We start from the raw sequence: 24,629 nt of genomic DNA, 5'->3' as shown, positions 1-24,629 counted from the left end.
AACAGCAACCGTCGCCGAGGAAGCCATCGTGATCAAGGATATCCTGCTCATCGTCGAGAATTCGGCGCATGCCGATCCGATCATTCGCGCCGCCGTGACGATGGCGGAACGGTTGGCGGCCACGCTCACGATCGAAGTGCTGACCGCAAGCCCGCTGCTGATCCCGGCGCTCGCCCCGCTGACGACGATGTATGTCCCCGACCGGGCGATGGCCGAGGACGAAGCCGCGCGCATCACCACCATTTCCGCCAGCGTCGCCGGGTCGCCCGCAGTCCTTCGCGTGCTTGGCCTTTGCAACGACGTCTTCGATCTCGCCCGGCGCGCCGGGCGTGCTGGCCCGCTGGTCGATCTGATCGTGATGGGCAGCGATGCGGACTGGGAGACGCGGTGGCTGCGGCGTCGGGCGTCCGAGACGGTCGTGATGGGTGCAGGGACGCCCCTGTTGATCCTTCCGGGTGTCACTGCGCTGCCGCCCGTCCACAACGCGGTGCTGGGGTGGCAAGACTGCCCCGAAGCGCGCCGGGCGGTGCACGATCTGGTGGCGATGACCGAGCCCGGCGCGAAGGTGTCGGTCGTCACCGTCGGCGCGGAGGAAGGTGACGAAGGAAGCTCTGTCGAGAGTGTAGACGAAGTCGTTCGTCACCTGGTCCGCCACGGGTTGCGCGCCGAACGGAAGGCCGTGACCAACGCGGCGCTATCCGACGCGGAAGCATTGCAAGCCTTCGCGCTGGAGGACGGCGCGGACCTGCTCGCGATCGGCGCGTTCGGCCATACGCGGCTGCGCGAGGTGATGCTCGGCGGCGTTACCCGCAGCTTGCTCGACACGGTGCGGTTGCCTTTGTTGGTGTCACGATGAAGCCCGCCGTCGGCATCGGACTGTCGTCCGTGGACGCAGCGTCGCGGCTCGCGCTCGACGGCCCCAACGAACTTCCGCGCGCGGGGCAGCGATCGACCTGGCGGATCGCGCTCGACGTCCTGCGCGAACCGATGCTGGCGCTGCTGCTGCTCGGTGGCCTGGCCTATCTGCTGCTTGGCGATCTCACCGAGGCATTGATCCTGCTCGGTTTCGCGACCTTCTCGGTCGGGGTCACCGTCGTGCAGGAAGCGCGTACCGAGCATGTACTGGAGGCGTTGCGTGATCTTTCCGCGCCGCGCGCGCTGGTGATCCGTGATGGCGCACGCCTTCAAGTCGCCGGGCGCGACGTGGTCCGCGACGATCTGATCGTGCTGGAACAGGGCGACCGGATCGCCGCCGATGCCGTGCTGGTCGAGGCGAGCGACCTGCAGACCGATTAATCGCTGCTCACGGGAGAGTCGCTGCCGGTCGGCAAGGTCGTGGCAGGCGAAGCGGAGAGCGACGCGGCGCACCGGCCGGGCGGCGATGGTCAACCCTATGTCTATTCGGGCTCGCTCGTCGCGCGCGGCAGCGGGATCGCGCGCGTGCTGGCGACGGGCCCGCGGAGCGAGATCGGTCGGATCGGTCAGTCGCTCGCGACGCTCGACACCGAAGCCCCGCGTCTGAGCCGCGAGACGACCCGGATCGTCACCTGGTGTGCAATCGGCGGTGGCGCGGTCGCGCTGACCGTGGTGCTGCTGTATGGTCTGCTCCGCGGCGGGTGGATCGAGGCCGTGCTTGCCGGGATCGCGATCGGCATGTCGATGCTGCCCGAGGAGTTCCCGGTGGTGTTGACGGTGTTCCTGGCAATGGGGGCATGGCGGATCGGCAAGATCGGCGTGCTCACGCGGCGCGCCGCGGCGATCGAGACGCTCGGGTCGGCGACGGTGCTGTGTACCGACAAGACCGGCACGTTGACCGAAAACCGCATGTGGCTTGCGGAACTGTGGTTGCCCACGGGGGAAACCCTCAAGCTTGGCGCAGGCGTCGCGGTCCCGGAATCCTATCATCTGTTGATCGAGACCGCTGCGCTCGCGAGTGCGGCCGTCCCGACCGACCCGATGGACATCGCGCTGCACGGTGCGCGCGCGGAGAGGCCGGACATCGCCTTGCCCGCCGGTGCGCCCGTCCATGTCTATGCGCTGCGGCCCGAGTTGCTGGCGATGTCGAACGTCTGGGCGGATGGCGACACGCTGGCGACTTCGGCCAAGGGGGCGCCGGAAGCGATCGCCGCCCTGTGCCATCTGACGGGCGATGCGCTTGCGGCGATGACGGCAGCGGTCGAGGCGATGGCGGTACGCGGCGTTCGTGTACTCGCCGTCGCGACCGCTACGCCGCTCGATCGGGACTGGGCGGAAACGCAAGACGATTACGCCTACACTTTGACGGGACTTGTCGGGCTGGCCGATCCGATCCGGGCGAGTGTGCCCGCTGCGGTCGCGGAATGTCGCAGTGCGGGGATCCGGGTCGTGATGATCACCGGCGACTATGCCGCGACCGCCCGGTCGATTGCGACGCAGGCGGGAATCGACGATGGCGACGTGCTGACCGGCGACGATCTTGCAGAGCTGGACGACGCCGCGCTGACGGCTCGACTGAAGTCGGTGACGGTCTTCGCCCGCATCATGCCCGAGCAGAAGCTGCGCATCGTCCAGGCGTTCAAGGCGGCGGGGGAGGTGGTCGCGATGACCGGTGACGGCGTGAACGACGCGCCGTCCTTGAAGGCTGCGCATATCGGCATCGCGATGGGCAAGCGCGGCACCGACGTCGCGCGCGAGGCGGCGGCGATCGTGCTGCTCGACGACGATTTGGGGTCGATCGTCCAGTCGGTCCGGCTCGGTCGGCGGATCTACGACAATATCCGCAAGGCGATGGCGTTCATCTTCGCGGTGCATGTGCCGATCGCCGGGCTGGCGCTGCTGCCGCTGTTCTTCGGCATGCCGTTGCTGTTCGGGCCGATCCACATCGCGCTGCTCGAAATGGTGATAGACCCGGTCTGCGCGCTGGTGTTCGAGGCCGAACGCGACGAGGCCGACATCATGGCGCGGCCGCCGCGCGATCCTGCGGAACCCCTGTTCGCCGTGCCGATGATCGTGTGGAGCGTGTTCCAGGGCGGTCTCGCCTTTGCCATGCTGGCGAGCGTCTTCTTCGTCGAGACGTGGAGCGGCATGCCGGAGGCGGAGCTTCGCGCGTTGATCTTCTTTGCGCTGATTTCCGAAATCGTCGCGCTGATCCTGGTCAACCGGTCGTTCAGTGCCGCCCTCGGCGAAGCCCTCGTCCGGCACAATGCCGCGCTGCGCTATGTCGGGGTTGCGATCACCGGCGTGACCGGGGTGATCCTGTTCCTGCCGCAAGCACAGGCGCTGCTGAAATTCGGCTCGATCGCTTGGACCGACATGGCGCTGGCGCTGGTGTTGGGCGTCGTCCTGCTGGTCCTGCTCGAAGGGTGCAAGCCGCTGGTGCGGAGGCTGCTCGCGCGGGGCGCGCGCGCTTCGCAACCCGGTTCGGTCACCGCGGCGTGAGCGTGGATGCGGCACCCGGCCGGACGCTTGCGCGGGGGTTTCTGGTGTTCCTGGTCGTGGCCGCCACGCTGGCGTTCGTGTGGCTGGTCGCCCCCTTTTCCGGCGCGATCCTGTGGGCGGTGATTGCAGCGGTCCTGTTCGAGCCGCTTAACGCGCGCCTGCTCCGCGCCTTGCCCGAGCGCCGGGGGATTGCGGCGGCGATCACGTTGCTCGTCATCGTCACGGTCGTCGTCGTGCCGGCGATGCTGCTGGCGGCGGCGATGCTGCGCGAGGGGACGGCTTTCTATGCCCTCGTCCGCAGTGGGGAGATCGATTTCGGTCGTTTGTTCACCGAGACGCAGGGGCGATTGCCGGGATGGGCGAGGAGGTGGCTCGCCGACATCGGCCTCGGCGATATCGCGGGCCTGCGAACGCGATTGGGTCAGGGGTTTGCAAACAGCTTCCAACTGCTGGCGGGGCAGGTGCTCAGCATCGGGCAGGGAACGTTCGGCTTCTTCCTGGCGCTCGGCGTGATGCTGTACCTGACGTTCTTTCTGCTGCGCGACGGCCATGCGATCGCCGCCCGCATCGAACGCGCGATTCCCCTGGCGGCCGATCAGCGCGCGGTGTTGATCGCGCAATTCGTCACGGTGATCCGCGCGACGATCAAGGGCAGTCTGATCGTCGCGATCCTGCAGGGCGCGACCGGCGGGATCGTGTTCTGGGCGATCGGCATTCCGGGCGCGTTGCTATGGGGCGTGGCGATGGGCGTGTTCTCGCTGTTCCCCGCGATCGGCACCGGCTTGGTCTGGGTGCCGGTGACGGCGTATCTGTTTGCCAGCGGCGCGATCTGGCAAGGGAGCGTGCTGTTCCTCTGCGGCTTTTTCATCATCAGCAGCGTCGATAACGTCGTCCGCCCGATCCTGGTCGGGCGCGATGCGCGCATGCCCGACTATGTCGTCCTGATCGCGACGCTGGGCGGGTTCGAGGGGATGGGGTTCAACGGCTTCGTGGTCGGGCCGGTAATCGCGGCTTTCTTTATGGCCGTCTGGCAGATATTCGCCACCACGGACCGCGCAGGGGCTGACGCGGGGATGCCGGATGGAGACATGTCGCCGCAAGATCTGGCGAGCCTCTAGACCAGGTACAGAGAGGCCATCGACTCGCGCAGCGGCGCGGACCCCTTATCCCGGCACCCGGAATGATGGGGTTGGAACCAGCGTTGTTATCATCCCCCTCGGCTCAACGGGCACCCCATCCGCCCATTCCACTGTCGTCGTGAGGTTGACCGAAAACGCGCTCCGTCTTGTTTGCGATCGAGAACTGTCCGCGCGCATATGCAATCGCGCCCTCGACCGCCTCGATAGTCGTGGCGATCTTCCCCGGGGCGGCGGTGAGAGTGGATCGTCAGGCGACGATCGGATCGTTCTCGACTTCGGTCGTGCCGGGCGCCTTCCAGGTGGTGGAGTTTGGGAGGCAACAATCGCGCGGAGAGCGGACCATTCCGGTCGGTTTGACCTTGCCGCCATCGGCAGTGGCCGAAAGGGTCTCCGGACCGAAGCTCGCCCGGTGGAGCGCGATCCGGGCGGTGTGCTCATCGCAGCGACCATGCACCGTGGGGAACTGCCGCTCGAGTTCCCGCGCCACCGCTTTGATTCCCTTGGCGCGCGCGGTACTCCCGGATTGATTGCGCGCAATGTCGCGCTGGCGGTCGGCCAAGTGACACCGACGGGGCATCGGCAAGAGCGGCGGCTAGGGTTTCAGGCGACGGACTGTCAGAACCTTTACCGGGGCCACCGGCACTTCGCCCTTGAACGCGCCGTGTTGCGTGGCCGTCGGCGAAACGGGCGCGTCCATGATGCCGACGATAATCGGCATGCCCTCCACGACGTGGCCGAACGCGGCATACCCGAGATTGTCCGCGGGCTGTCCTTTGCCTGCGTCCAGCGAAGGCGTCTGGTCTCCGACGCTGATCGTAAACTCGCTGCGGCCGGTGCCTGGCGCAAGGCGGGCAAGCGATATTTCGCCGTCGGTGTGGTGGAGGCCGGTCTGCGTTGTTGGCTCGTGCGCGATGGGCGGGAGAAGGCGCTTGAACTCACCATTGGCTCCGAACTGGACAAAACCGAAATGATCGGCAGCTTTGACAGCGCGGTAGAATTCGGTGCCATCGAGCTTCTTTTGGTCCACGTACCGTAGGAAATTGGCAGCGGAAGCCGGCGCTTTCACCGTTTCCAGCTCGATCACGATCCTTCCCGCGCTCGTTTCGACCAGCACGCGCGGCAAGTTCACGGGCGGGGTGGTGGCCGAAGCCAGGGGAGTCGCCGGACCCTGCGCCAGGGCCGGTACGGCGAGCGCCAGACTTATGGCGGACAGACAAATTCTCATCGCGTTCCTTCCGATCGCTCAATAACGCCGGTATCTGCAATCCGGGGTTTGACCGCGACGCGCGTGGCGCTGACCGACCTGGTGCTTGCCCCCTTTTGAGCAGGAAAAATCCGTGTTGGGAACACTGCCCGCGCCACCCCCTACCGCGCCCGGCTCGCGTCGAGAAATGCGGCAGTCCATACCAGCGGGGCGTTCCAGTTGATCGCGACCTCGTTCACCGTAAAGACCCGGTAGTCATCGATCCAGCACGCCTGCGGCGCGCACCCGTGCATCGGCCCCGGACGGCGCGCTTCGTCTGAATTCGGCCCGCCCGACAGCACGCCCGAGGGTGGCGCGGGATAGCGCGGGTTCGCCGTGGCGGCCCAGAAGCGATGGTGCGGGTGACGCATGCTGCGCACGCCGAAGCCTGTGACATAAGATTGGTCGAGCGCGTTGCGCCCCAGCACGTAGTCGAGGCTGGCGACCACCGCGTCGCGATAGGCGGGCGTCGCTTTGATCTGCCACGCCACACCAAGCACGATCGCGCGGTTGAGGATCGTCGCGTTCGATCCCCAGGAATAGCGTGTTCCGGCGTAGGGAAGGCCGTAGCCGCTGCGGCGTGTCTCCGCGACGAAACCGTCCGCCAGCCGCGTGATCCCCGCGCGGAGCGATGCGCGCAGGTCGGTCGGAAGGGCGCTTGGCACCGTCGCCAGGGTCAGCGCGCCCGCAAGCCGCAGATAGCCCCAGTCGATCCGGTCGCCCGGGTCCGCAAACACGCCGTCGCTGCGCAACCGCGCGAGGAACGGGGCTTCGCCGGTGGACGCGTACAATTGCGCCGCGGCAAAGGTGAATTCGTCGCGGACGTCCTTGTCGCCATAGCCGCCGCTGCCGGTGAAATCCGAACTGGCACGCAGGTCGGGGTAGCGCAGGGCAGCCGCCCAGCCACGTCGTGCGGCGGCAAGGCACCGCGCGGCAAACACCGGGTCGATCGTCCGCCAGATCCGCGCGGCCTGCGCCGCGACCCCGACCATGTTGAGCGTCGCGGCGGTCGATGGCGGGTACAGGAATCGCCGCTCGTGGTCGTCGGCGGGCGCGGTCGGCAGGGGCGTCCAATGCTCGTCCGCGATCTTGGTGTGGACGAGTCCCCCGGCGTCGATCGTCTCGAAGCCGGCGTCGCCATTTCGCCGGGCCACCGCCAGCGGCATGCCATCCGGGATTTGCATCGCGAGCAAAAATTTGACCTCGACCTGCGCTTCGTCGAGCAGGTCGTCGCGTCCATTGGCCCGTTCCGGAAGCGCGAGCCGCCCGTCCGCAAAGGCCGCCGCATCGCCGAACGCGCCCAGCCGTTCGTGCAGATCAAGCAGGGTCCAGGCCGACACGCCGCCGTTGACGACATATTTGCCCTGGTCGCCCGCATCATACCAGCCGCCGGTCGCGTCGAGGGTGTACCCGCAGCCCGGCCATTGCACGCCTTTCTGGTCGCGCCCCGCAAAGCAGGTGGCGCGATCGGGCGCGTGACCCGCCGCGCGCGACAGGTCACGCCGTTCGACCAACGCGGGCAGGATCGGCACCCCGCTGCGTTGCTGGTAGAAGAACGCCATCGCCGCGGTCGCGACGGGGGCGAACGGCCGGCTCGCGATCGCGAAGGGGTGGCTGGCGTCCGGGCCGACATGCAGGACATAGCCGCTGCCGGGGGTGTGGAACTCGCCGAACGCGATCCGGTGCACGCTTTGCCCGGAGGCCGCATCGGGGCCTACCGGAACGGTGGACCCGGACGCGACCGTCCGTCCTCGCGAATTGCGCAACGTCCAGCCAAGCGGGGTCGTCGCGGCGGACAGCAAAACGGCCGTCTTGGGGCCGCGCGTCTCATATCCGGCCTGATCGATGCGGATCGCCGCGGGCGGGGTCGGCGCCGCCGCTGCGGCGAGCAGCAGCGCGACCAGAACGAGCCGGCGCGCGCTCATGGTTTCCCCACAAGCGCCTGGCGGATCGGCTCGACCCATTTGTCGTGGTCGATGTCGTAGACGATGAAATCGCTGTCGAACTGCCAATAGGCCCAGGGGAAGCCGTGCGCCTCGGCATCGCGCCGGACGGTCGCAGTGTACCGCACACGGTCCGCCATCGGCGTGCCGCTCTTGTCGAAGGCGCCGAACTCGCCGAGCAGCACTGGGCGTTTGTTGGCCTTGCTCCAGGCGGCGACCGTTGCGAGGTCCGCGCCGACGCGCTTCTCGTCGGCGGAGGTCAGCGGGATGCCGTGGAGATCGCGATTGTCGGTCCACGGTGCACCTTGGTGGGTGAAGCGGAACGGCTCGTAATAATGAAAGGTGACGAGGATGTTGCGGTCGCTCGCCGGCAGCGTCAGCGCGTCCAGCTTGCTAAGGCTGTTCCAGTTGGTCGGCCCGATCACGAGCGTGCGCTGCGGGTTGCTGGCGCGGACGACGGGCAGGATCTGCGCGAGCAACGCGTTCCAGCGATCCGCGTCGAGCTTGCCGTGCGGCTCGTTCAACAGTTCGAACAGCACGGACCGCGGGGCGGCGCGATAACGCTCGCCGATCTGCTGCCAGAACGCCGTGAGCCTCGGGGCGCAAGCCTCGGGATCGTCCGAGCATGTGTTGAAATCATGTTCGTCGAGGATCACCGACAGGCCGGCATCGCTCGCCTGCCTGACCACGCGATCGAGCGTGGCGAGCCATTTGGGGTCGAGCCGGTTGGCGGCGTCCATATGGTCGAACGCCTGCAGCACGAGACGGATGAAGTCGAACCCGCCCTTGCGGATGACCGCGAAATGGCGCGGCTGGAAGCGCGCGCGCGCCGGGTCCTTCCACAGCGGATCGTAGCCGAGCACGTTGACCCCGCGGTGCAGGTGCGCGGCCGTGGCGAAGGCATCGCCGGATGGCGCGGCGCTCGCCGCGACCGGCAACAGCGCCGCGCAACAGGCCAGCGCTACGCGGAGGCTGCGGGGGATTGTCCTCATTGCGTTGCTCCTTGAGCGGTATCGCTTGCAACCGGTGTCACGCGCAAACTTCGGCGGCCGGATGGGGGGCATTGGCGGGGATGGGCTGCCCCTTGGCATGCGCCGCCGCTTCGAGCGTCGCGGTCGGGCCCGGCTGCGAAAGATCGCGCGAGCCCGCGTAAAAGGGATCGGCCTCCGCCTCGGGCAGGGTCGTGAAGCCGAACCCCATCCGGTCGTACAGGTCGAGCAGCCGCGGCATCATCCGCGCGTCGAACGCGCCGAGGTGGAGCAGGAGCACGTACGGAATGTCCCGCCCGAGCGCGGTGCGGGCCAGATCGCGCGACCGCTGCGCCTGCGCGCGCGCCGCGGCGAGGAAGCTCGTCTCCAGCGTGGCGATTGCAGCCGTATCGTGCCGCGCGGTGCAGCGCGCGAAGGCGTCGTTCCACGCATAGTCGCCAAAGCTCATCGTGACCGCGGCGATCCGATAGCCCCGCGCCCGCAATCCGGCGCGGACGGTGTCGCGCACGCTGGCGTCCTGCCCCTCGGCGAGGAAGGGGTAGCGGAACCAGTGCCAGTCGCTGTCGCCAGCGACCGCGGCGATCGCGGGTTCGTTGCGAAGCACATCGGCAAGGAAGGCGGTCGACCCGACCGTGTCGAGATTGACGTGGCCCGCGGTATGGTTGCCGATCGGCAGCCCGGCCGAACGCCATGCCGCCAGCACCCTGGGGGCGTTGGGGTCGCCCGCGCCGAAGGTGGCGTTCATGAAGCCGAACGCGGGCGCATGATGCGCAGCGAGCGCGGCGAGAATCGTCCGGGCGATGACGAGCCGGTCACCCCCGCCCGGCAACGGTCCATGCGCTGGCAGGTCGTCGAAAGTCAGGGCAATCTGCGGGCGCGCCGACCGCGTCTTTGCCGCGGGGGAGGAGGGGGACGACCGTTGGGACGGCGGCGCCGCGAGGGCGGATCCTGCGGCGAGCGCCGCCATCAATCCGGCGGTCAGGACTTTCCACCCGTGCATATCGCATCCTGCTCCCCACGGCTCGGGTCCGGTCGCGTTTGCGATCGTCTCGGGCTGGCCGTGTTACCGGTATCACACCGTACCGCGCGGATCGTGTCAACCCGCTGTGTCCTTGATAAGAAAGCCTTTCACGCGCGTACGTTTTTGCCGAAGACATGCTGTCGCGACGCCATCTGCTCCGCTACTGTCGGGAAGAATGTCGGACTTTCCCCCGCCCGCGACCCAACGCCGCGTCGCCGAACGCGCTGCCGTGGACGCGGCGACGTTCGCGCGGGAGGTCGTGACGGCCTATCGACCGGTCGTGCTGCGCGGCCAGGTCGCGCACTGGCCTGCCGTCGCCGCGGGGGCGGGGGGCGACCGGGCGATGGCGCAATATCTCGCGGGCTTTGCGACGGCGGGGGGCAAGCCGCTCGACGTGTTGATCGCGCCACCCGAGGCGGAAGGGCGCTTCTTCTACGCCGATGACACGCTGACGGAATTCAACTTCCATCGCCAGCCCGTGCCGATCGGCGCGCTGGTCGCCGAGCTGTTGCGGTTCTCCGAAACGGCAGCGGAACGACCGCACGCGCTTTATGCCAACGCCGCGACCGCGCCCGAGCATCTGCCGGGCTGGGAGGCGGCGAACCCGCTCGCGCTCGGGGTCGACGCACCGGCGAGGCTGTGGATAGGCAATGCCACGCGGATCGCGACGCATTACGACACGTCGATCAACATCGCGTGCGTCGTCGCGGGGCGGCGGCGGTTCACGCTGTTCCCGCCAGAGCAGCTCGCCAACCTGTATGTCGGGCCGCTCGACCACACGATGGCCGGGCCGCCTTCGAGCATGGTCGATCCCGACGCGCCCGACCTGCAACGCTACCCGCGCTTCGCGCAAGCGCTGGCGCATGCCGAGGTCGCCGAGCTCGGACCGGGCGATGCGATCTTCATCCCGCCGATCTGGTGGCACCATGTCCGCGCGTTCGACCGGCTCAACGTGCTGGTCAATTACTGGTGGGAACATCGCTCGAGCGCCGCCTTCCTCGCGCTGGTCCATGCGATCGAGGCGGTGCGCGACCTGCCGGTCGCGGAGAAGACGGCGTGGCGGAGCTGGTACGACCATCTCGTCTTCGCGCCCGACGCGGCGCGCGCTGCGGACCATTTGCCGGAAGCGGCGCGCGGCATATTGGGGGCGGCGAGCGTCGAGCGGACGGGCAGGATCCGCCAGTTCCTGATCCGGATGCTGCAGCGGCCGTGAGCTGCAGTCGTCGGCGCGCGCACCCTTCGATCGTATCGGCTCACCAATTCTCCCCGTTCGGTTCGAGCGAAGTCGGTTTGGGGGCGTCAAAGTTCTGGTCGTCTCTGGAACGCTATCCGGTCCGCCCCAGGCTTTGCAGCAGTGTCACGCGCATCCGCTCCAGTCCGTCGCGGTCGGCCTCACCCAGCACGCCTTTGACGTGTGGCGGCAGATGCGCCGCCGGATCGCCGCCCGTCTGGAACACGAGATGGTCGAACATCGTGCGCCATACCTTGCGCTGGTCCTCCGGTAGCGTGCGCAACGCAAAAAGCCCGAGCAACAGCGCGTCATACGGGTTGGGCATCCCCGCCGGTGCCGGGTCCCACCAGTAATTGCACAGCACGTTGACCGGCGCGAGCGAGGCGACCGCATGCCACCAGTGGAACGGAATGTAGAGCGCGTCGCCGGGCTCGAGCGTCGCCGCGCGCGCATGCGCCATTGCCTCGGCGAAGCGCGGGTAGCGCTCGAGATCGGGCGCGTCCGGGTCGACCATGCTCACCGGCGTGCCCGCCGGGGTCAGTTCGTACGGGCCCATGTAGAGGTTGGCGACCTGATCGGGCGGGAACAGCGTGAAGCGACGGCGGCCCGCGACGACGACCGCGATATTCTCCATCAAATCGTAATGCGTCGCGACGCGGATGGCATTGCCGAGCCACAGCCGCGGCACGACCGTGGGATCGACCAGGTCGATCGCGTGCGCCGCGGCGAACCCGGGGAGCAGGTCGGGTGCCGGGATCGACTGGACCGCGATCGCATAGGGACGCGGCACCGCGCGATCGCGCAGCAGCCGGTCGAGAAACGGATCGAGCGGGGAACGGCCGCGCGTGAAATTGAGCGCGGTGAGACCGGGTTCGTAGAAGAAGCGCCCCTCGATCTCGGGCGCACCGACGATCGCGCCGACCGGCTCGGCATGGCTGAAGGTCTTGAGATAGCCGACCAGCGCCTCGTCCGACTCCCGCGCAGCGCGGACCGCTGGCCAGTCCGCGGCGAGCCCGCGCAGCACCACCGGTTGGGCGGCAGCGCGAATCTCGGTATCGAACCGCGCGCGGTCGATGCCGTGTAGTTCCGCGATCGGGGCGGGGGTGGGGAGCGGCATCATGCCCGCGTCACAGCGGCGATCCGCCGCCACCGACATCGAACGGCGATTCCGCGGTGAAGGAGAAGAACGGCACGTCTTCCTTTGGCTTGGGCGCCGGGGCAGGGGCGGGCGCGGCGAGCGGCGACGGCGCGGTCCGCCGCAGGAAATCGCCGTGCGTCGGCAAACGTTGCGCGGTGTCGAGATAGCCGCGTCGCATCTGTTCCAGCGCAATCGCGACCTTCTGCTCGTCGAGCGCATCGGCGGCCGGCTCCCAGCTCTTGGGGATGATCCCCTGGCCGAGGCACACCGCCACCCAGCTCGGGTCGCTGAACAGGTCGTAGCCCTCGCGGAACAGCCGGCCCTTGCCCGCGAACAGGTCGATCTTGCGTTGCAGGCTTTCGGGCACCTCCATCGTCCGCACCTTGTCCCAGAAGGGCGAATCGTCGCGGCGCGTGGCCTTGTAATGGAGGATGATGAAGTCGCGGATGTCCTCGTACAGGTCGTGCATCTGCCGGTTGAACTCGTCGCGTTCGGTCGGGTCGAAGCGCTTGTCGGGGAACAGCGCGAGGAGTCGCTGGATTCCCGCCTGGACGAGATGGATGCTGGTCGATTCGAGCGGTTCGATGAAGCCGCTCGACAGGCCGAGCGCGACCACGTTGCGGTTCCAGCAGTCCCGACGACGCCCCGCGGTGAAGCGGATCCGGCGCGGGTCGGCGAGCGGCTCGGCCTCGAGGCTGGCGAGCAGTTGCGCCTCGGCCGCCTCGTCGTCGAGATAGTCGCTGCAATAGACGAGGCCGTTGCCCATGCGGTGCTGCAACGGAATCCGCCACTGCCACCCCGCCTGATGCGCGGTCGAGCGGGTGAACGGATCGGGCTCGCCCGGCCGGGGCAGCGCGCACGGCACCGCGATCGCGCGATCGCACGGCAGCCAGTGTGCATAGCTTTCATAACCGGTGTGGAGCGTTTCCTCGATCAGCAGGCCGCGGAAGCCCGAGCAGTCGATGAACAGGTCGCCCTCGACCCGCCGCCCGTCCTCGAGCGTGACCGCCTCGACATAGCCGTCGCCGGGACGCTGGTTGACCGTCGCGATCTTGCCTTCGACCCGGACGATCCCCGCCTTCTCGGCATAATCGCGCAGATAGCGCGCGTAGAGCGAGGCGTCGAAATGGAAGGCGTAGAACAGCTCGCGCACCGGCGAGCGCGCATCCTCGTTCGCGCGGCCGAAGGTCCCGTTCTTCGCGGCCATCGCGCTCATCGACCAGGCCGCAATGTCCTCGATCGGCCGCCGTGCCTTTTCGCGTAGCCAGAGCTGGTGGAAATGGATCCCCTGCAAATCGTGGCCATATTTGCCGAACGGATGGAAGTAGCGCTCGCCAAGCGCGCCCCAGTCGACGAACTCGATCCCGAGCTTGAACGTCCCCGCCGTCGCGGCAAGGAACGCGTTCTCGTCGATCCCGAGCATTTGATTGAAGTTGATGATCGGTGGGATCGTCGCCTCGCCGACGCCGACCGTGCCGATCTCGTCGGATTCGACCAGGGTGACCTGGGTATAGCCGTTGTTGAGGAAGCGGGCGAAGGCGGCGGCGGCCATCCAGCCGGCGGTGCCCCCGCCGACGATGACCACGCGGCGGATCGAATGCTCGTTCATTGGGTGAGGTGTCTCGTCTGGGTCGCACGATAGGCGGCGTGGGTGGGAACATGCGGCAGGGCGGCGGCGATCGCGGATGCCTGATGCGCCATCGCCGCGCGCACCGACGCGACGGGGATGGCCGACACGAGCGGGTCGACGCGGCGCGGCAGGAAGCCCTGGCCGATCATGACCGCGGCCCAGCTGTCACGCGCGAAGGTTTCCTCCTCGTGGAACGGGAGGCGCCCGCGTTCGGCGAATTGCGCGAGCGTATGCGCGAGAGTGGCGGGCGGTTCGGTCGCGGCGAGGCTGCGCCACAGCGGATCGTCGCGCCGCGCGGTCCGGTAATGCAGCACGAGGAAATCGCGGACGCGTTCGGCTTCGGCGCGGGTCTGGCGATTGAATTCGGCCACCTCGACCGAGGTCGCGACACGGCCGGGGAGCATCGTGATCAGCCGGTCGATCGCGCTGAGCGCGAGGTGGAGGTTACACCATTCGAGCGGCTCGATCTCCGTCGCGGCATCGCCGATCGCGAGGCAATTGCCCTGCCACGGCTGCGGGCGCGTGCCGGGGCGGATGCGGATCGGTTCGCCGGGCGTGGCACCCGAGGCGTTGCGCAGGACGCGCGCCGCCTTGCCGTCGCTGATCGCGTGCGAGGCATAGGCAAAGCCCGCCTGTCCGCCGCTCGACCAGCGCCAGCCCGCTTCGTGCGCGGTGACGGTGGTGAGAACCGCCGGCTCCCCGCCCGGTTCGGCGAGCAGGACGCGGTCGCAGGGGAGCCACGCGCTCCAGTCGTCGCGCACCGTGTCGATCGCGCCGCGCAGCCGTGCTTCGGGGCCGGTCGCATCGATGAACAGGTCAGCGGTCAGCGCAGTACCGTCGGTCAGAGCGACCGAGGCGATGGCCTTGTCCGCAGTCAGCGTCACCCCGGCGATCTCGCCCGCGATCTCGTGCACGCCGACGTGAAGCGCGAATGCGCGCAGCATCGTGGCGTGGCGGGGCAGGTCGAGCGTCAGGCCGAATTCGTGATCGGCGAACGGTGAATTGGCGGTCGGCGGGACGAACCGCCCGGCGCGCGCGAGCGCGGCTGCGGGCGAATGGCTGTCGAACGGTGCCGCGGTCCCGTCCTGCGCCGCGCGCACCCAGTGGAGGTGGAAGGCGGTCGGCCCGAACGACGCGCCGTAGCGGCCATAGGCGTGGACATAGTCCGGCAGCCCGGTTGCCCAGCCCGCGAACAGCGTCCCCAGCCGATAACCGCTGCCGGTCCGCACGATCCCGTCGGCGACGCCTATCCCGAGATCCTCCTGAAACCCCAGCAGCGAGGGCAGGGTACAGGCGATCCGGTCGGCCAATGCATCCGGCGCGGCCGCGCACGCGAGGATCGTCACGTCGAGGAACGGCGCGCGCCGTTTGATTGCGGCGGCGGCGCACCAGGCGGTGATCCCGCCGCCTGCCACCACGATCCGCTCGAGCCGGTCGCCGCGCATCAGGCGGCTTGCGCCATCGCGCAATAGCGCTCGATGAAGCTGCGGTGATCGGGGCGGCGCGCGACATCGCCCGCAATTTCGGCTTGCAGCGTCTCGACGCTGTGGAGCAGCGCATCCGTCGCGACCGTGTCGACGCGCGGATCCCATCCCTCGGGCACGATTCCCTGGCCGAGATAGACCGCGACCCAGCTGGGATCGAGAAACACCCCCTCGCGATACTTCACGATCCGCGCGCGGGTGCGCCACAGGTCGAGCTTTTCGGACAGAGTGTCCGGGATCGGCATGGTGCGGACATAATCCCAGAACGGGGAATCGCTGCGGGTGGTGGCGTGATAATGGAGGATCAGGAAGTCGCGAATCCGGTCGTATTCGAGGTCGATCACGCGGTTGAATTCGTCGCGGTCGGTGGCGCTGATGTGGCGCTCGGGGAACAGCTCGATCAGCGCCGTGATCGCCTGCTGGACGAGGTAGATACTGGTCGATTCGAGTGGCTCGAGGAACCCGCTGGCGAGCCCGATCGCCACGCAATTGCCGACCCAGCTGCGCCGCCGCCGTCCCGCCTTGAACCGCAGCATGCGCGGTGCGGCGAGCGCCTCGCCCTCGACCGCGGTTTCGAGCGCGCGGCGGGCGTCGTCGTCGGAGACGAACGCGCTTGCATAGACATAGCCGTTGCCGGTGCGATGCTGCAGCGGGATGCGCCAGCGCCAGCCCGAGGGCATCGCGATCGCGCTGGTATAAGGCGTTACCGCGGTGTGCGTCCGGCACGGCATCGCCACCGCGCGATCGGTCGGCAGCCAGTGCGACCAGTCGACGAACGGTTCCGCGAGCTTCGACCCAAGCAACAGCGAGCGGAAGCCCGAGCAGTCGATGAACAGGTCACCCTCGATCCGTTCGCCGCCGTCGAGGACGATCGCCCGGATGTCCCCGCTTTCGCCATCGCGCTCGACGCTGGCGACCGTCCCTTCGGTGCGACGAGCGCCGGTCTCCTCGGCGATCTGGCGCAGGTATGGCGCGAACAGCAGCGCATCGAACTGATAGGCATAGCCATAGGTCCCCGCGAGCGTCCGGTCGGTCGCGGGCCGGTCGAACTTGCCGCCGCGCGCCAGTGCGCAGGCGTAGGACAGGCTGTCGAGCGACGGCAGCGGTTTCCCCTCGCGCAGCAACCTTGTCCAATAGTGGTGGAAATCGACCGCGCCGGACCCGCGCCCGAAGGTGCCGAACGGATGGATGTAACTGTCGCCGATCCGGCCCCAGTCGCGGAACTCGATCCCGAGTTTGAAGGTCGCCCGCGTGCGCGCCATGAACTCGGCTTCGTCGATCCCGAGCCGTTCGTTGAACGCGCGGATATGCGGCAGTGTCGCCTCGCCGACGCCGACCACGCCGATCGCCTCGGATTCGACCAGATGGACCGAACAGTGATCGGGCAACAGCCGCGCGAGCGCAGCGGCGGTCATCCAGCCGGCCGTCCCGCCGCCGACCACCACGACCCGTACTTTTGCCCTTGCTGTCAACGGCATCGCTGCTCTCCATCGGCGCCTTATGCTTGCGCTCCCATCGGGTGCTCCTTCATTCCAAACGCCGCGTCAACCGCTAGCTGATTGTTTCAGCAGCGTTGCAGGATTGTCACATTCCTTCGAATTTAGCGTTTGATTTCCCCAAAATGTTACCGCAAACATAGCTGGCGCGCATCGGACAAACCGACGGCGTCGTCAAAAATCAGACGCGGATACAGCGTCGTGTTCAGTGAGGGGTTGTGTATGCGTAGCTTAACGCCACAGACGGCGGCTGTTCGTCGTCTTGTCCACTTTTTCCACGGCGCTTCCGCCACCGCGTTGTGCGTCGCGCTTGCCGGGACGGCACACGCGCAGACCGCCGGATCGAACCCGACGTCGCCAACCGGAGCGGTTGCAGGGCAGGGCACCGCGGGTACGGCCGGGGCACCGACGTCCTCCAGCGAGACGTCGAGCGTCGACGGGCAGACCGCGACGCCGGCGAACACCGCCAAGGACCCCGACGACATCGTCGTGACCGGGATCCGCCAGAGCCTCGCCAACGCGCAGAACATCAAGCGCAACTCCGACACGGTGGTCGACGCGATCACTGCGCAGGACATCGGTGCCTTGCCCGATCGCTCGGTGACCGAAGCGCTCCAGCGCGTGCCGGGCGTGTCGATCAGTCGCTTCGCCGCCTCGAACGATCCCGACCATTTCTCGGTCGAAGGTTCGGGCGTGGTCATTCGTGGCCTCAACTTCGTCCGGTCCGAATTCAACGGGCGCGACGCCTTCTCTGCCGGGATCGGCGGCCAGTCGCTCAACTTCTCGGACGTGCCCGCCGAACTGCTCGGCTCGGTCGAGGTGTACAAGAACGTCACCGCCGCCTCGATCGAGGGCGGGCTCGCCGGGACGGTCAACCTCAACACGCGCAAGCCGTTCGACAACAAGGGCTTCCATATCGGCGTCGATACCGAGGCGAGTTATGGTGACCTGCGCAAGAAATGGACCCCGACCGGGTCGATCCTGGTCAGCAACACCTGGGATACGGGTGTCGGGACGTTCGGCCTGCTCGGCGACGTGTCCTACTCCCGCGTGCGCAGCCGCGCTGATGGTTTGCAGATCACCAACTTCCAGGCGCGCGACAACTCGTTGGTGACGTATCAGAGCCAGGGCGGCACGACGATCTGCCGCAATCCGCTGCCGGGCAATTCCGACACGACCACCTTGCCGGGCGCGAATGCCGCCTGCGGCGCGGCATCGACCCCGGGCGCGGACGGGTTCGCCGATCCGCAGTCCGGCCTGTATTCGCCATTGGGCGGACAGTATCGCACCCAGGAGTTCGATCGCAAGCGCGACGGCATCGCGGTTGCCGCACAGTTCGAATCGAAGGACCGCCGATTCCTGATTACCGGGCAGTACATCCGCTCGCACACGACCAACCTGTCGGACGAACATACGTTCGAGGCGGCGCCCGACCTTTCGGAATACAGCACTTATCCGATCGGCTGCCAGCAGAACAACGCCGGCCCGCTGACCAACCCGACCGACGTCAACTCCGGCACGGTGCGTGCGCAATGCCCCGTCGGCCAATTCACCAACTACAAATATGACGCAAACGGCCTGTTCCAGAGCGGCTACATCACGACGCCCGGGACCGGCTATCGCAGCAACCTGAGCGGCACGCCGCTGCAGACGTTCATCCCCACCGGCGGCGCACCGATCTCGTTGTCGCGCGGACAGTCGTACGAGCAGAATACGGTCAACGATTATGGCCTGAACGCGCTGCTTCACCCGACCGAGCGGCTGCATATCGCACTCGATGCCGATTACACCGAGTCGCACCACCAGGTCAGCCAGCTCAATATTTTCGGCGAGACCTATGCCGACCAGGAGCTGAACCTCACCGGCAATTTGCCGACGGTCGTCTCGCACAAGCCGGCGACGCTGGCGGCGGCGTGGGCGGGGCCGGCGAACCCGGCGCTGGTCAATGCGACCGACGCGCAATATTTCGGCGATCCGAACGTCGAATTCTGGCGCGCGGCGATGGACCATTTCGAGGACAGCCGCGGCAAGGAGTTCCAGTTCAAGGGCGACGTCACCTATGACGTCGACGGCAGCTTCCTCGACAAGATCCGGTTCGGCGCGCGCTATGCCGACCGGGACCAGACCGTGAAATATTCGGCCTATAACTGGGGCATGCTCAGCGAGGTCTGGGCCGGAAGCCCCGTCTCGATCAACCAGGTCAACGGCGGCAACGCGAGCTTCTACAACTTCAACAACTTCTTCCGCGGCGCGACCCCGGGGCCGGCTGGCGCTTATTATTACAACGGCAACATGATTGACGGCTATGACAAGACCGTCGGCTTCATCAACCAGGTCGAGGCTGCCGGTGCCGCAACCCAGACCAACCCGTCGACTCGCTGGTCGCCGGCAGCGTTGCGGGCTGGCGTCGGTGCGGACTCGCCGTATCTGCCCAACGAAGTCACCCGCGTGCACCAGCGCGACAGTTCCGCGTATGTGATGGCCTCGTTCAATACCAAGACGCTGGTCCAGGGGCTGGACATCGCGGGCAACGTCGGGGTTCGCTACGTCCATACCGGCATGGACAATTTCGGCGGGAGCATCATTCCGAGCCAGGCAACCCTCGGGATCGCGGACTCGTACCAGAGCCGGTGCGTCCCCGCAGCGCCGACCAATCTGCCGGCCGGCTATACGCCTGCGGCGCCCGGTGGCGTCTGCCTGCTCGGTCCCGCAGGTTACGCCCGCTTGCAGCAGTTCGCCGCGCCCAACCCGACCATCGTGCTGGGTCAGGCGTCGAACGATTACACCTACTGGCTGCCCAGCGTGAACCTCAAGGTCGGCCTTACCCCGCAGCTTCTGCTGCGCTTCGCAGGCTCGAAGGTGCTCACTCGCCCCGACACCAATCTGGTGCGCAATTTCCAGCAGATCTCGATCGACGGAAACGGCAACTTCCAGAGCCAGGTCGGCAACCCGTATCTGAAACCGGCGACGGCGTGGCAGTTCGATATTACGGCTGAGTGGTATTTTTCGCGGGTCGGCTCGCTGACCGCGGACGTTTTCTACAAGGACATCAGCGGCTTCTTCTACCAGTCGCTGGTCAGCCTGCCGCTCACCAACAATGGCCAGACGTTCGACCTGCTGACGCGCGGGCCGGCCAACTATTCCGGGCACGGCAAGGTGAAGGGGGCGGAAGTCGCCTATCAGCAGACCTTCAACTTCCTTCCTGGCCTGCTCAGCGGCTTCGGCTTTACCGGCAACTATACGTTCATCCAGAGCACCGGTCTGCCCAACTCGTTCCTGAACGGCGGATCGCCGGTGACCAACGTCGCGGCGCAGACCAAGACCGGCAGCCTGCCGCTCGAAGGCCTGTCGAAGCATAACGTCAACGCGACGTTATTCTACGAGAAGGGCCCGGTCTCGGTCCGCGCGGCGTATAACTGGCGGTCGAAATATCTGCTGACCGCAGCCGACGTGATCTATCCCTACACGTCGATCTTCCAGGACGCGTCGGGCCAGCTCGATGCCTCGGCGTTCCTCAATCTCAACAAATATGTGAAGATCGGGGTACAGGGCGTCAATCTGACCAACTCGGTGACCAAGACGCTGCAGGCGTACAGCGGTGATCCGAACACGCTCGCGCCGAGGTCCTATTTCGTCAACGACCGCCGCTTCTCGTTCATCCTGCGCGGCAACTTCTGATCGTCGCTGCCGGGGGGCACCAAGCCCCCCGGCACACGATCGCCGATCCCGTCAGCGGGGCGGCGCAGCCGCAAACGCAGCGGCGACCGCTTCGCGCATCGGCTTGGCGCGGAACTGCGTATCGTACAAAGTCGGGCGGCGCCGCGCGCCATCCTTGCGCGGCTCGAACCCCTCGATCCAGCTGTACCGGTCGCACAGGCCCCAGCTCAGCACGTCGCGCACCGCCGGGTAGCTCAGCGTCACGTCGAGATAGCCGCGCGTAAAGTCCGCGACCGCGCGGTCGCGGGTGGTGACGTCGGCCGGCAGCGCATTGTCGCGCACGTCGAGCTCGGTGAGCAGCAGCCGATACCCCATCTGCGTGACCGCATCGAGGAAGTGCCGCCAGTCGCGTTCGAGCGTGGCCACACTCGCCTTCGAATCCAGCCCCTGCGTGACGAGATGCGACTGGATGCCCAGCGCGTCGACCGGCGTGCCGCGGCGGCGGAACCCTTCGAGCAGCTTGAGCACGCCCACGCGGTGTGCGGCATTCCCCGGCTCCCAGCTCATATAGTCGTTATAGACGAGCTGCGCCCCCGGCGCGGCGGCGCGCGCGGTGTGGAAGGCGAGGTCGAGCGTCGGTTCGGCACCGCCCAGCGCGCGCGAAAGACTGGTGTCGTACAGAACGCCATCGGCGGGGCGGACCGCCTCGTTGACGACGTCGTAGCTCGTGATCCGCGTGCCGTAGCGGCCGAGCACCGTGTCGATATGCGTCGTCAGCACCCGCTCGGCTTCGCGCCCGGGCGTGGTGCCGAAATCATAGCTGTTGAGCCAGGCGGGAAACCACTTTGGCTGGTGCCACAGCAAGTTATGCCCGCGGACCGCGAGGTGTTCGCGCTCGGCCCAGCCGAGGATCGCATCGAAGCGTTCGAACGCGAAGGTCGTCGGGCTCGGTCGCAACCACTGCCATTTCATCTCGTTCTCGGAAACGATCGACCCGCATTCGGAGGAGACGAGGCGCGCGTACGCCGGGTTGGCGAAGGAACCACGGTCCGCGCCCGGCGCGCCCCAGGCGATCGCGGAGCCGAACCGTATCCCCTTGCGCCGCGCCAGCGTATCCAGGGAGGGGGCTTCCCGCGCCGCGGCGGCCAGCGGTGCCGCCGCGAGGCCTGCAATCGTCCCGAACATGGTTTCGCGTCGCGTAAATCCAGTCATAACAGCACCCTCTCTTATTTTGATACCGTTACCATCGGCAAGCGGGAGGCGCAGGTCAAGGACTCGTAGCGGCCGCTGATGCGATCAATATGCATCTTCGCACAACGCGCCCGGCCCGGATATGCGCCGAACCGGGGCGGACCTGCCGTTGCGCATCGCGGCGCAAAACCGTAGCGGCACCCTCCGGGGGTAAGAATGAAACCGCGACCAGCTCAGCACCCGGCGAAAGCCGCGACGATCCGCGATGTCGCGGCGGCGGCGGGGGTGTCCGCGATGACCGTCTCGCGCGTGGTCAACAAGGAAGCGACGGTCCGCCCCGGCACCCGCGATCGGGTCGTGGCGGCGATCGAACGGCTCAACTATTCGCCGAATCTCGCCGCGCGCATTCTAACCGGCGCGCAACAGATCCGGATCGGACTGTTGTTCACCAACCCCAGTACGAATTATCTCAGCGCGCTACTGGTGGGTGGTCTCGACATGGCGAGCCAGTTGAACGTCCAGATGATCGTCCAGAAATGCCAGCCCGACGATCACGCGATCGCGGTGGCACGACAGTTGATCGAAGGCGGGATCGATGGCCTGATGCTGCCGTCGCCGCTTTGCGATTCTGCCGAGCTGATCGCCGCCATCGTCGGCGAGGGCGTCCCCGCGCTCGCCATCGGCAGCGGCACGCCGTCGCCCGATTTGCTCGCGGTCAGCATCGACGAATTTGCCGCAGCGCGGACGATGACGCAGCATATCCTGTCGCTCGGGCATCGCCGGATCGGCTTTGTCGTGGGCGATCCGAACCACAGCGAAAGCATCCGGCGGCTTGACGGCTATCGCATGGCGTTGCGCGAGGCTGGGCTGGTGGTGAACGAAAGGTACGTGGCGCAGGGGCAGTTCACGTACCGCTCGGGACTGGATGCCGCGGAAGAGTTGCTCAGCCTTGCCGATCCGCCGTCGGCAATATTCGCGAGCAACGACGACATGGCAGCGGCGATCGTGAGTGTTGCGCATCGGAAGTTGCTCGCCGTTCCAGCCGATCTTACCGTCTGCGGGTTTGACGACACCATCCTTGCAACCGCGATCTGGCCCGAACTCACGACGATCCGGCAGCCGATTGCCGAGATGGCGCGGGCAGGGGTCGAGTTGCTAAGCGCCGAAATCCGCTCGCGGCGTGCCGGGAACGCATTTTCGGCGCAGCATGCCGTCCTCGGCCACGCGCTGGTTCGCCGCCAATCCGACGGCATATGGTCGGATCGGCACGAAGCCGCTGCGGTGGAGGCGGACTGAAGGTCCGGCTCGGGCGTCGCGCCTGCGATCGTGATCGCAGGCGCCGACCGCCTCGGGCCGACCCACGCCGGTTGCGTGAGGCAACCGCGGGTTGGGATCCAAGAACCTGCAAGATGGTCGTCCGCCCCGCAATCTTGTCGAGACAGCCGCGCGCTTGGCTTCTATCGTCGGTGACCGATGGCTACCAACGTCGCATTGCCAGCGCGCTGGCGTGGCATTCTGGATCACCCGCGCGGCCTGTACTTGCTGGCCGCGACCGAGCTGTGGGAGCGGATTTCCTACCACGGCATGCAGGCGCTGCTGGTTTTGTACATGGTCGAGCAGTTGCTTCTGCCCGGGCATATCGAGCGGATTGCCGGGTTCGACCGTTACCGCGCAATCGTCGAGGCGATCACCGGCCCGCTCTCGACGCAGGCGCTCGCAGCGCAGACGTTCGGGCTCTACACCGGGCTGATCTACTTCACCCCCGTCATCGGGGGCGCGATCGGCGACCGTATCACGGGGCGGCGTGGCGCGGTCGCGGCGGGGGCGCTGCTGATGACTGCGGGGCACTTCTCGCTTGCGTTCGATCGCTCCTTTCTGCTCGCATTGTTGCTGCTGATCCTCGGCGCGGGCTTGCTGCGCGGCAATCTGTCGGCGCAGATCAAGGCGCTGTACGCCGATGGTGATCGACGCGAGGCGGACGCGTTCCAGATTTATTATGTCGGCATCAATCTTGGCGCGTTCATCGCGCCGATCCTGACGGGTGCGCTGGCGGCAACCTATGGCTGGCACACCGGGTTTGCGTTCGCGGGGTTTGGAATGCTCGTCGGTCTTGCCGTGTATCTTGCCGGCGCGCGCTATCTCCCGCGCGATCCGGATCGGCGCGTGCGGGCACGGCGGGAGGCGCTGACCGCGGACGAGCGTCTGCGGATACGCTGGCTGGTCGCACTGCTGCCGTTCTGCGTCGGCTTCTGGATCGCGCAGTCACAGGTGTGGAATGTCTATAACCTGTGGGTGCGTGATCATGTCGCGTTGCGCGTCGGCGGGTTCATGGTTCCGGTGCCCTGGCTGCAGGCGCTGGATGGTTTGGCACCGATCATCGTGATGCCGGCGTTCCTGGCGCTGTGGCGCTGGCAGGCGGCCCGCGGGCGCGAGCCCGATGACATCGCCAAGATGGCGATTGGCTGCCTCGTCTTCGCAGGCGGAGCCGCCTGGCTGGCGCTCGCGCCGCTGGTGTCGGGCGCGGACGGACGAGCGCCGCTGGTCTGGGCAGTAGCGTTCCACCTGCTGTCGAACATTGGCTGGCTGTACTTCACGCCGATTGCGCTCGCGCTCTACGCAACCCGATCGCCTTCCGGATTGCGTGGCGCGATGATCGGAGTGAACACGCTGGCAACCTTCGCAGGCAGCGTGATCAGCGGGAGGCTGGGCGGATTGTACGAGGTGCTGTCTCCCGCGCACTTCTGGTTGCTCCATGCGGCGATCGTGGGGGCAGCCGGTGCAGGACTGTTGATCATCGCGCGCGCCGCGCGGAAGGGGCTGGCGGAACGGGCGGGTCCGGGAACGGTGGGGGCGTGGGACGCATCTCTGCCAGAGGAAGGAAATCGGTCGACGGGCGGATCTTTTTCAAAATAGTCGTTGACGACCCAAATATGTCCCTCTAGAGAGACCGAACCGCAGCGACGGACCGAACGGTTCGCTTCTGCAGTTACCAGATCCTCGGCGTTCTGTTCGCCCTTTGAAAGAAGGGTTGAGCAAGACGTCGGCGTTTT

The 24,629-nt window shown here is 67.2% G+C and carries 17 protein-coding genes and 1 pseudogene; 8 read left to right on the top strand and 10 right to left on the bottom strand.

Going from position 1 to position 24,629, the window contains the following annotated elements; genetic code table 11:
- The first annotated feature begins 28 nt into the window (after positions 1–28).
- The 4 genes and pseudogenes from RH91_RS01710 (at position 29) to RH91_RS01700 (ending at position 4,535) form a co-directional block, all read left to right on the top strand.
- Positions 29–856, top strand: a complete 828-nt coding sequence (locus RH91_RS01710) for a universal stress protein (protein ID WP_010160759.1) — start codon at positions 29–31, stop codon at positions 854–856.
- Positions 853–1,710 (top strand): annotated as a pseudogene (locus RH91_RS23545) (P-type ATPase); the annotation flags it as partial. The gene RH91_RS01710 and the pseudogene RH91_RS23545, both read left to right, overlap by 4 nt.
- Positions 1,705–3,417, top strand: coding sequence for a cation-translocating P-type ATPase (locus tag RH91_RS01705; protein ID WP_442852550.1), 1,713 nt, complete (start codon positions 1,705–1,707; stop codon positions 3,415–3,417). The pseudogene RH91_RS23545 and the gene RH91_RS01705, both read left to right, overlap by 6 nt.
- A complete protein-coding gene (locus tag RH91_RS01700; protein WP_051116705.1) occupies positions 3,414–4,535 on the top strand; it encodes an AI-2E family transporter in 1,122 nt (373 codons plus the stop codon). The genes RH91_RS01705 and RH91_RS01700 overlap by 4 nt, the downstream gene beginning before the upstream one ends.
- Before the next feature lie 268 nt (positions 4,536–4,803).
- On the opposite strand, the gene RH91_RS01695 is transcribed toward RH91_RS01700, so the two are convergent.
- The 5 genes from RH91_RS01695 to RH91_RS01675 all read right to left on the bottom strand — a co-directional run bounded on the left by RH91_RS01695 (position 4,804) and on the right by RH91_RS01675 (position 9,731).
- Positions 4,804–5,115 carry a hypothetical protein gene (locus RH91_RS01695; protein ID WP_010160757.1) on the bottom strand — a complete coding sequence of 104 codons (312 nt, stop codon included), beginning with the start codon at positions 5,113–5,115 and terminating at the stop codon, positions 4,804–4,806.
- 33 nt (positions 5,116–5,148) lie between these two features.
- The gene (locus tag RH91_RS01690) at positions 5,149–5,685 is read right to left on the bottom strand and encodes a peptidylprolyl isomerase (RefSeq protein WP_010160756.1); all 537 of its coding nucleotides are present in this window, start codon (positions 5,683–5,685) and stop codon (positions 5,149–5,151) included.
- 236 nt (positions 5,686–5,921) lie between these two features.
- Positions 5,922–7,724, bottom strand: coding sequence for a glycoside hydrolase family 9 protein (locus RH91_RS01685; protein ID WP_010160754.1), 1,803 nt, complete (start codon positions 7,722–7,724; stop codon positions 5,922–5,924).
- The gene (locus RH91_RS01680; RefSeq protein WP_232283377.1) at positions 7,721–8,734 is read right to left on the bottom strand and encodes a glycoside hydrolase family 5 protein; all 1,014 of its coding nucleotides are present in this window, start codon (positions 8,732–8,734) and stop codon (positions 7,721–7,723) included. The genes RH91_RS01685 and RH91_RS01680 overlap by 4 nt, the downstream gene beginning before the upstream one ends.
- Before the next feature lie 37 nt (positions 8,735–8,771).
- Positions 8,772–9,731 (bottom strand): polysaccharide deacetylase family protein, encoded by a 960-nt coding sequence (locus RH91_RS01675; RefSeq protein ID WP_081469483.1) that lies wholly within the window; start codon positions 9,729–9,731, stop codon positions 8,772–8,774.
- A 196-nt stretch (positions 9,732–9,927) separates the two neighbouring features.
- On the opposite strand from RH91_RS01675, the gene RH91_RS01670 reads away from it, so the two are divergent.
- Complete coding sequence (locus RH91_RS01670; RefSeq protein ID WP_010160751.1) at positions 9,928–10,965, top strand: cupin-like domain-containing protein; 1,038 nt, start codon at positions 9,928–9,930, stop codon at positions 10,963–10,965.
- Positions 10,966–11,077: 112 nt separating this feature from the next.
- Here the strand turns inward: RH91_RS01670 and RH91_RS01665 are convergent, their stop codons facing one another.
- Genes RH91_RS01665 through RH91_RS01650 form a run of 4 tightly spaced genes read right to left on the bottom strand, consistent with a single transcriptional unit; the run spans position 11,078 to position 16,713 of the window.
- Positions 11,078–12,103, bottom strand: a complete 1,026-nt coding sequence (locus tag RH91_RS01665) for a cupin-like domain-containing protein (RefSeq protein ID WP_051116704.1) — start codon at positions 12,101–12,103, stop codon at positions 11,078–11,080.
- 7 nt (positions 12,104–12,110) lie between these two features.
- On the bottom strand, positions 12,111–13,730 hold the full coding sequence (locus RH91_RS01660) for a tryptophan halogenase family protein (protein ID WP_010160749.1): 1,620 nt from the start codon (positions 13,728–13,730) through the stop codon (positions 12,111–12,113).
- Positions 13,727–15,220 (bottom strand): tryptophan halogenase family protein, encoded by a 1,494-nt coding sequence (locus RH91_RS01655; RefSeq protein WP_010160748.1) that lies wholly within the window; start codon positions 15,218–15,220, stop codon positions 13,727–13,729. Before RH91_RS01655 ends, RH91_RS01660 begins: the two co-directional genes overlap by 4 nt.
- Positions 15,196–16,713: a tryptophan halogenase family protein gene (locus RH91_RS01650; protein WP_029623515.1), complete on the bottom strand. Its 1,518-nt coding sequence runs from the start codon at positions 16,711–16,713 to the stop codon at positions 15,196–15,198. The genes RH91_RS01655 and RH91_RS01650 overlap by 25 nt, the downstream gene beginning before the upstream one ends.
- A 240-nt stretch (positions 16,714–16,953) precedes the next feature.
- Between RH91_RS01650 and RH91_RS01645 the strand changes: the two genes are divergently transcribed.
- The gene (locus tag RH91_RS01645; RefSeq protein WP_037478440.1) at positions 16,954–20,409 is read left to right on the top strand and encodes a TonB-dependent receptor; all 3,456 of its coding nucleotides are present in this window, start codon (positions 16,954–16,956) and stop codon (positions 20,407–20,409) included.
- A 51-nt stretch (positions 20,410–20,460) separates the two neighbouring features.
- Here the strand turns inward: RH91_RS01645 and RH91_RS01640 are convergent, their stop codons facing one another.
- A complete protein-coding gene (locus RH91_RS01640) occupies positions 20,461–21,600 on the bottom strand; it encodes an endo-1,4-beta-xylanase (RefSeq protein WP_010160745.1) in 1,140 nt (379 codons plus the stop codon).
- Between the two features lie 195 nt (positions 21,601–21,795).
- Between RH91_RS01640 and RH91_RS01635 the strand changes: the two genes are divergently transcribed.
- Positions 21,796–22,875: a LacI family DNA-binding transcriptional regulator gene (locus RH91_RS01635; RefSeq protein WP_010160744.1), complete on the top strand. Its 1,080-nt coding sequence runs from the start codon at positions 21,796–21,798 to the stop codon at positions 22,873–22,875.
- A 177-nt stretch (positions 22,876–23,052) separates the two neighbouring features.
- Positions 23,053–24,492 (top strand): peptide MFS transporter, encoded by a 1,440-nt coding sequence (locus RH91_RS01630; protein ID WP_010160743.1) that lies wholly within the window; start codon positions 23,053–23,055, stop codon positions 24,490–24,492.
- The last annotated feature ends 137 nt before the right edge of the window (positions 24,493–24,629 follow it).

It is taken from the genome of Sphingomonas sp. PAMC 26617 (assembly GCF_000242835.1).
Classification (GTDB): Bacteria; Pseudomonadota; Alphaproteobacteria; order Sphingomonadales; family Sphingomonadaceae; genus Sphingomonas.
The sequence above is the reverse complement of the archived record's forward strand: the minus strand, read 5'-3'. Positions and strand labels throughout refer to the sequence as shown.

Bases quoted from the DNA above. Each gene is read 5' to 3' on its own strand.
- RH91_RS01675 (WP_081469483.1), bottom strand. From the start codon at position 9,731: ATGCACGGGTGGAAAGTCCTGACCGCCGGATTGATGGCGGCGCTCGCC.
- RH91_RS01645 (WP_037478440.1), top strand. From the start codon at position 16,954: ATGCGTAGCTTAACGCCACAGACGGCGGCTGTTCGTCGTCTTGTCCAC.
- RH91_RS01640 (WP_010160745.1), bottom strand. From the start codon at position 21,600: ATGACTGGATTTACGCGACGCGAAACCATGTTCGGGACGATTGCAGGC.
- RH91_RS01635 (WP_010160744.1), top strand. From the start codon at position 21,796: ATGAAACCGCGACCAGCTCAGCACCCGGCGAAAGCCGCGACGATCCGC.
- RH91_RS01685 (WP_010160754.1), bottom strand. From the start codon at position 7,724: ATGAGCGCGCGCCGGCTCGTTCTGGTCGCGCTGCTGCTCGCCGCAGCG.
- RH91_RS01630 (WP_010160743.1), top strand. From the start codon at position 23,053: ATGGCTACCAACGTCGCATTGCCAGCGCGCTGGCGTGGCATTCTGGAT.
- RH91_RS01705 (WP_442852550.1), top strand. From the start codon at position 1,705: ATGGGGGCATGGCGGATCGGCAAGATCGGCGTGCTCACGCGGCGCGCC.
- RH91_RS01680 (WP_232283377.1), bottom strand. From the start codon at position 8,734: ATGAGGACAATCCCCCGCAGCCTCCGCGTAGCGCTGGCCTGTTGCGCG.
- RH91_RS01670 (WP_010160751.1), top strand. From the start codon at position 9,928: ATGTCGGACTTTCCCCCGCCCGCGACCCAACGCCGCGTCGCCGAACGC.
- RH91_RS01650 (WP_029623515.1), bottom strand. From the start codon at position 16,713: ATGCCGTTGACAGCAAGGGCAAAAGTACGGGTCGTGGTGGTCGGCGGC.
- RH91_RS01665 (WP_051116704.1), bottom strand. From the start codon at position 12,103: ATGATGCCGCTCCCCACCCCCGCCCCGATCGCGGAACTACACGGCATC.
- RH91_RS01660 (WP_010160749.1), bottom strand. From the start codon at position 13,730: ATGAACGAGCATTCGATCCGCCGCGTGGTCATCGTCGGCGGGGGCACC.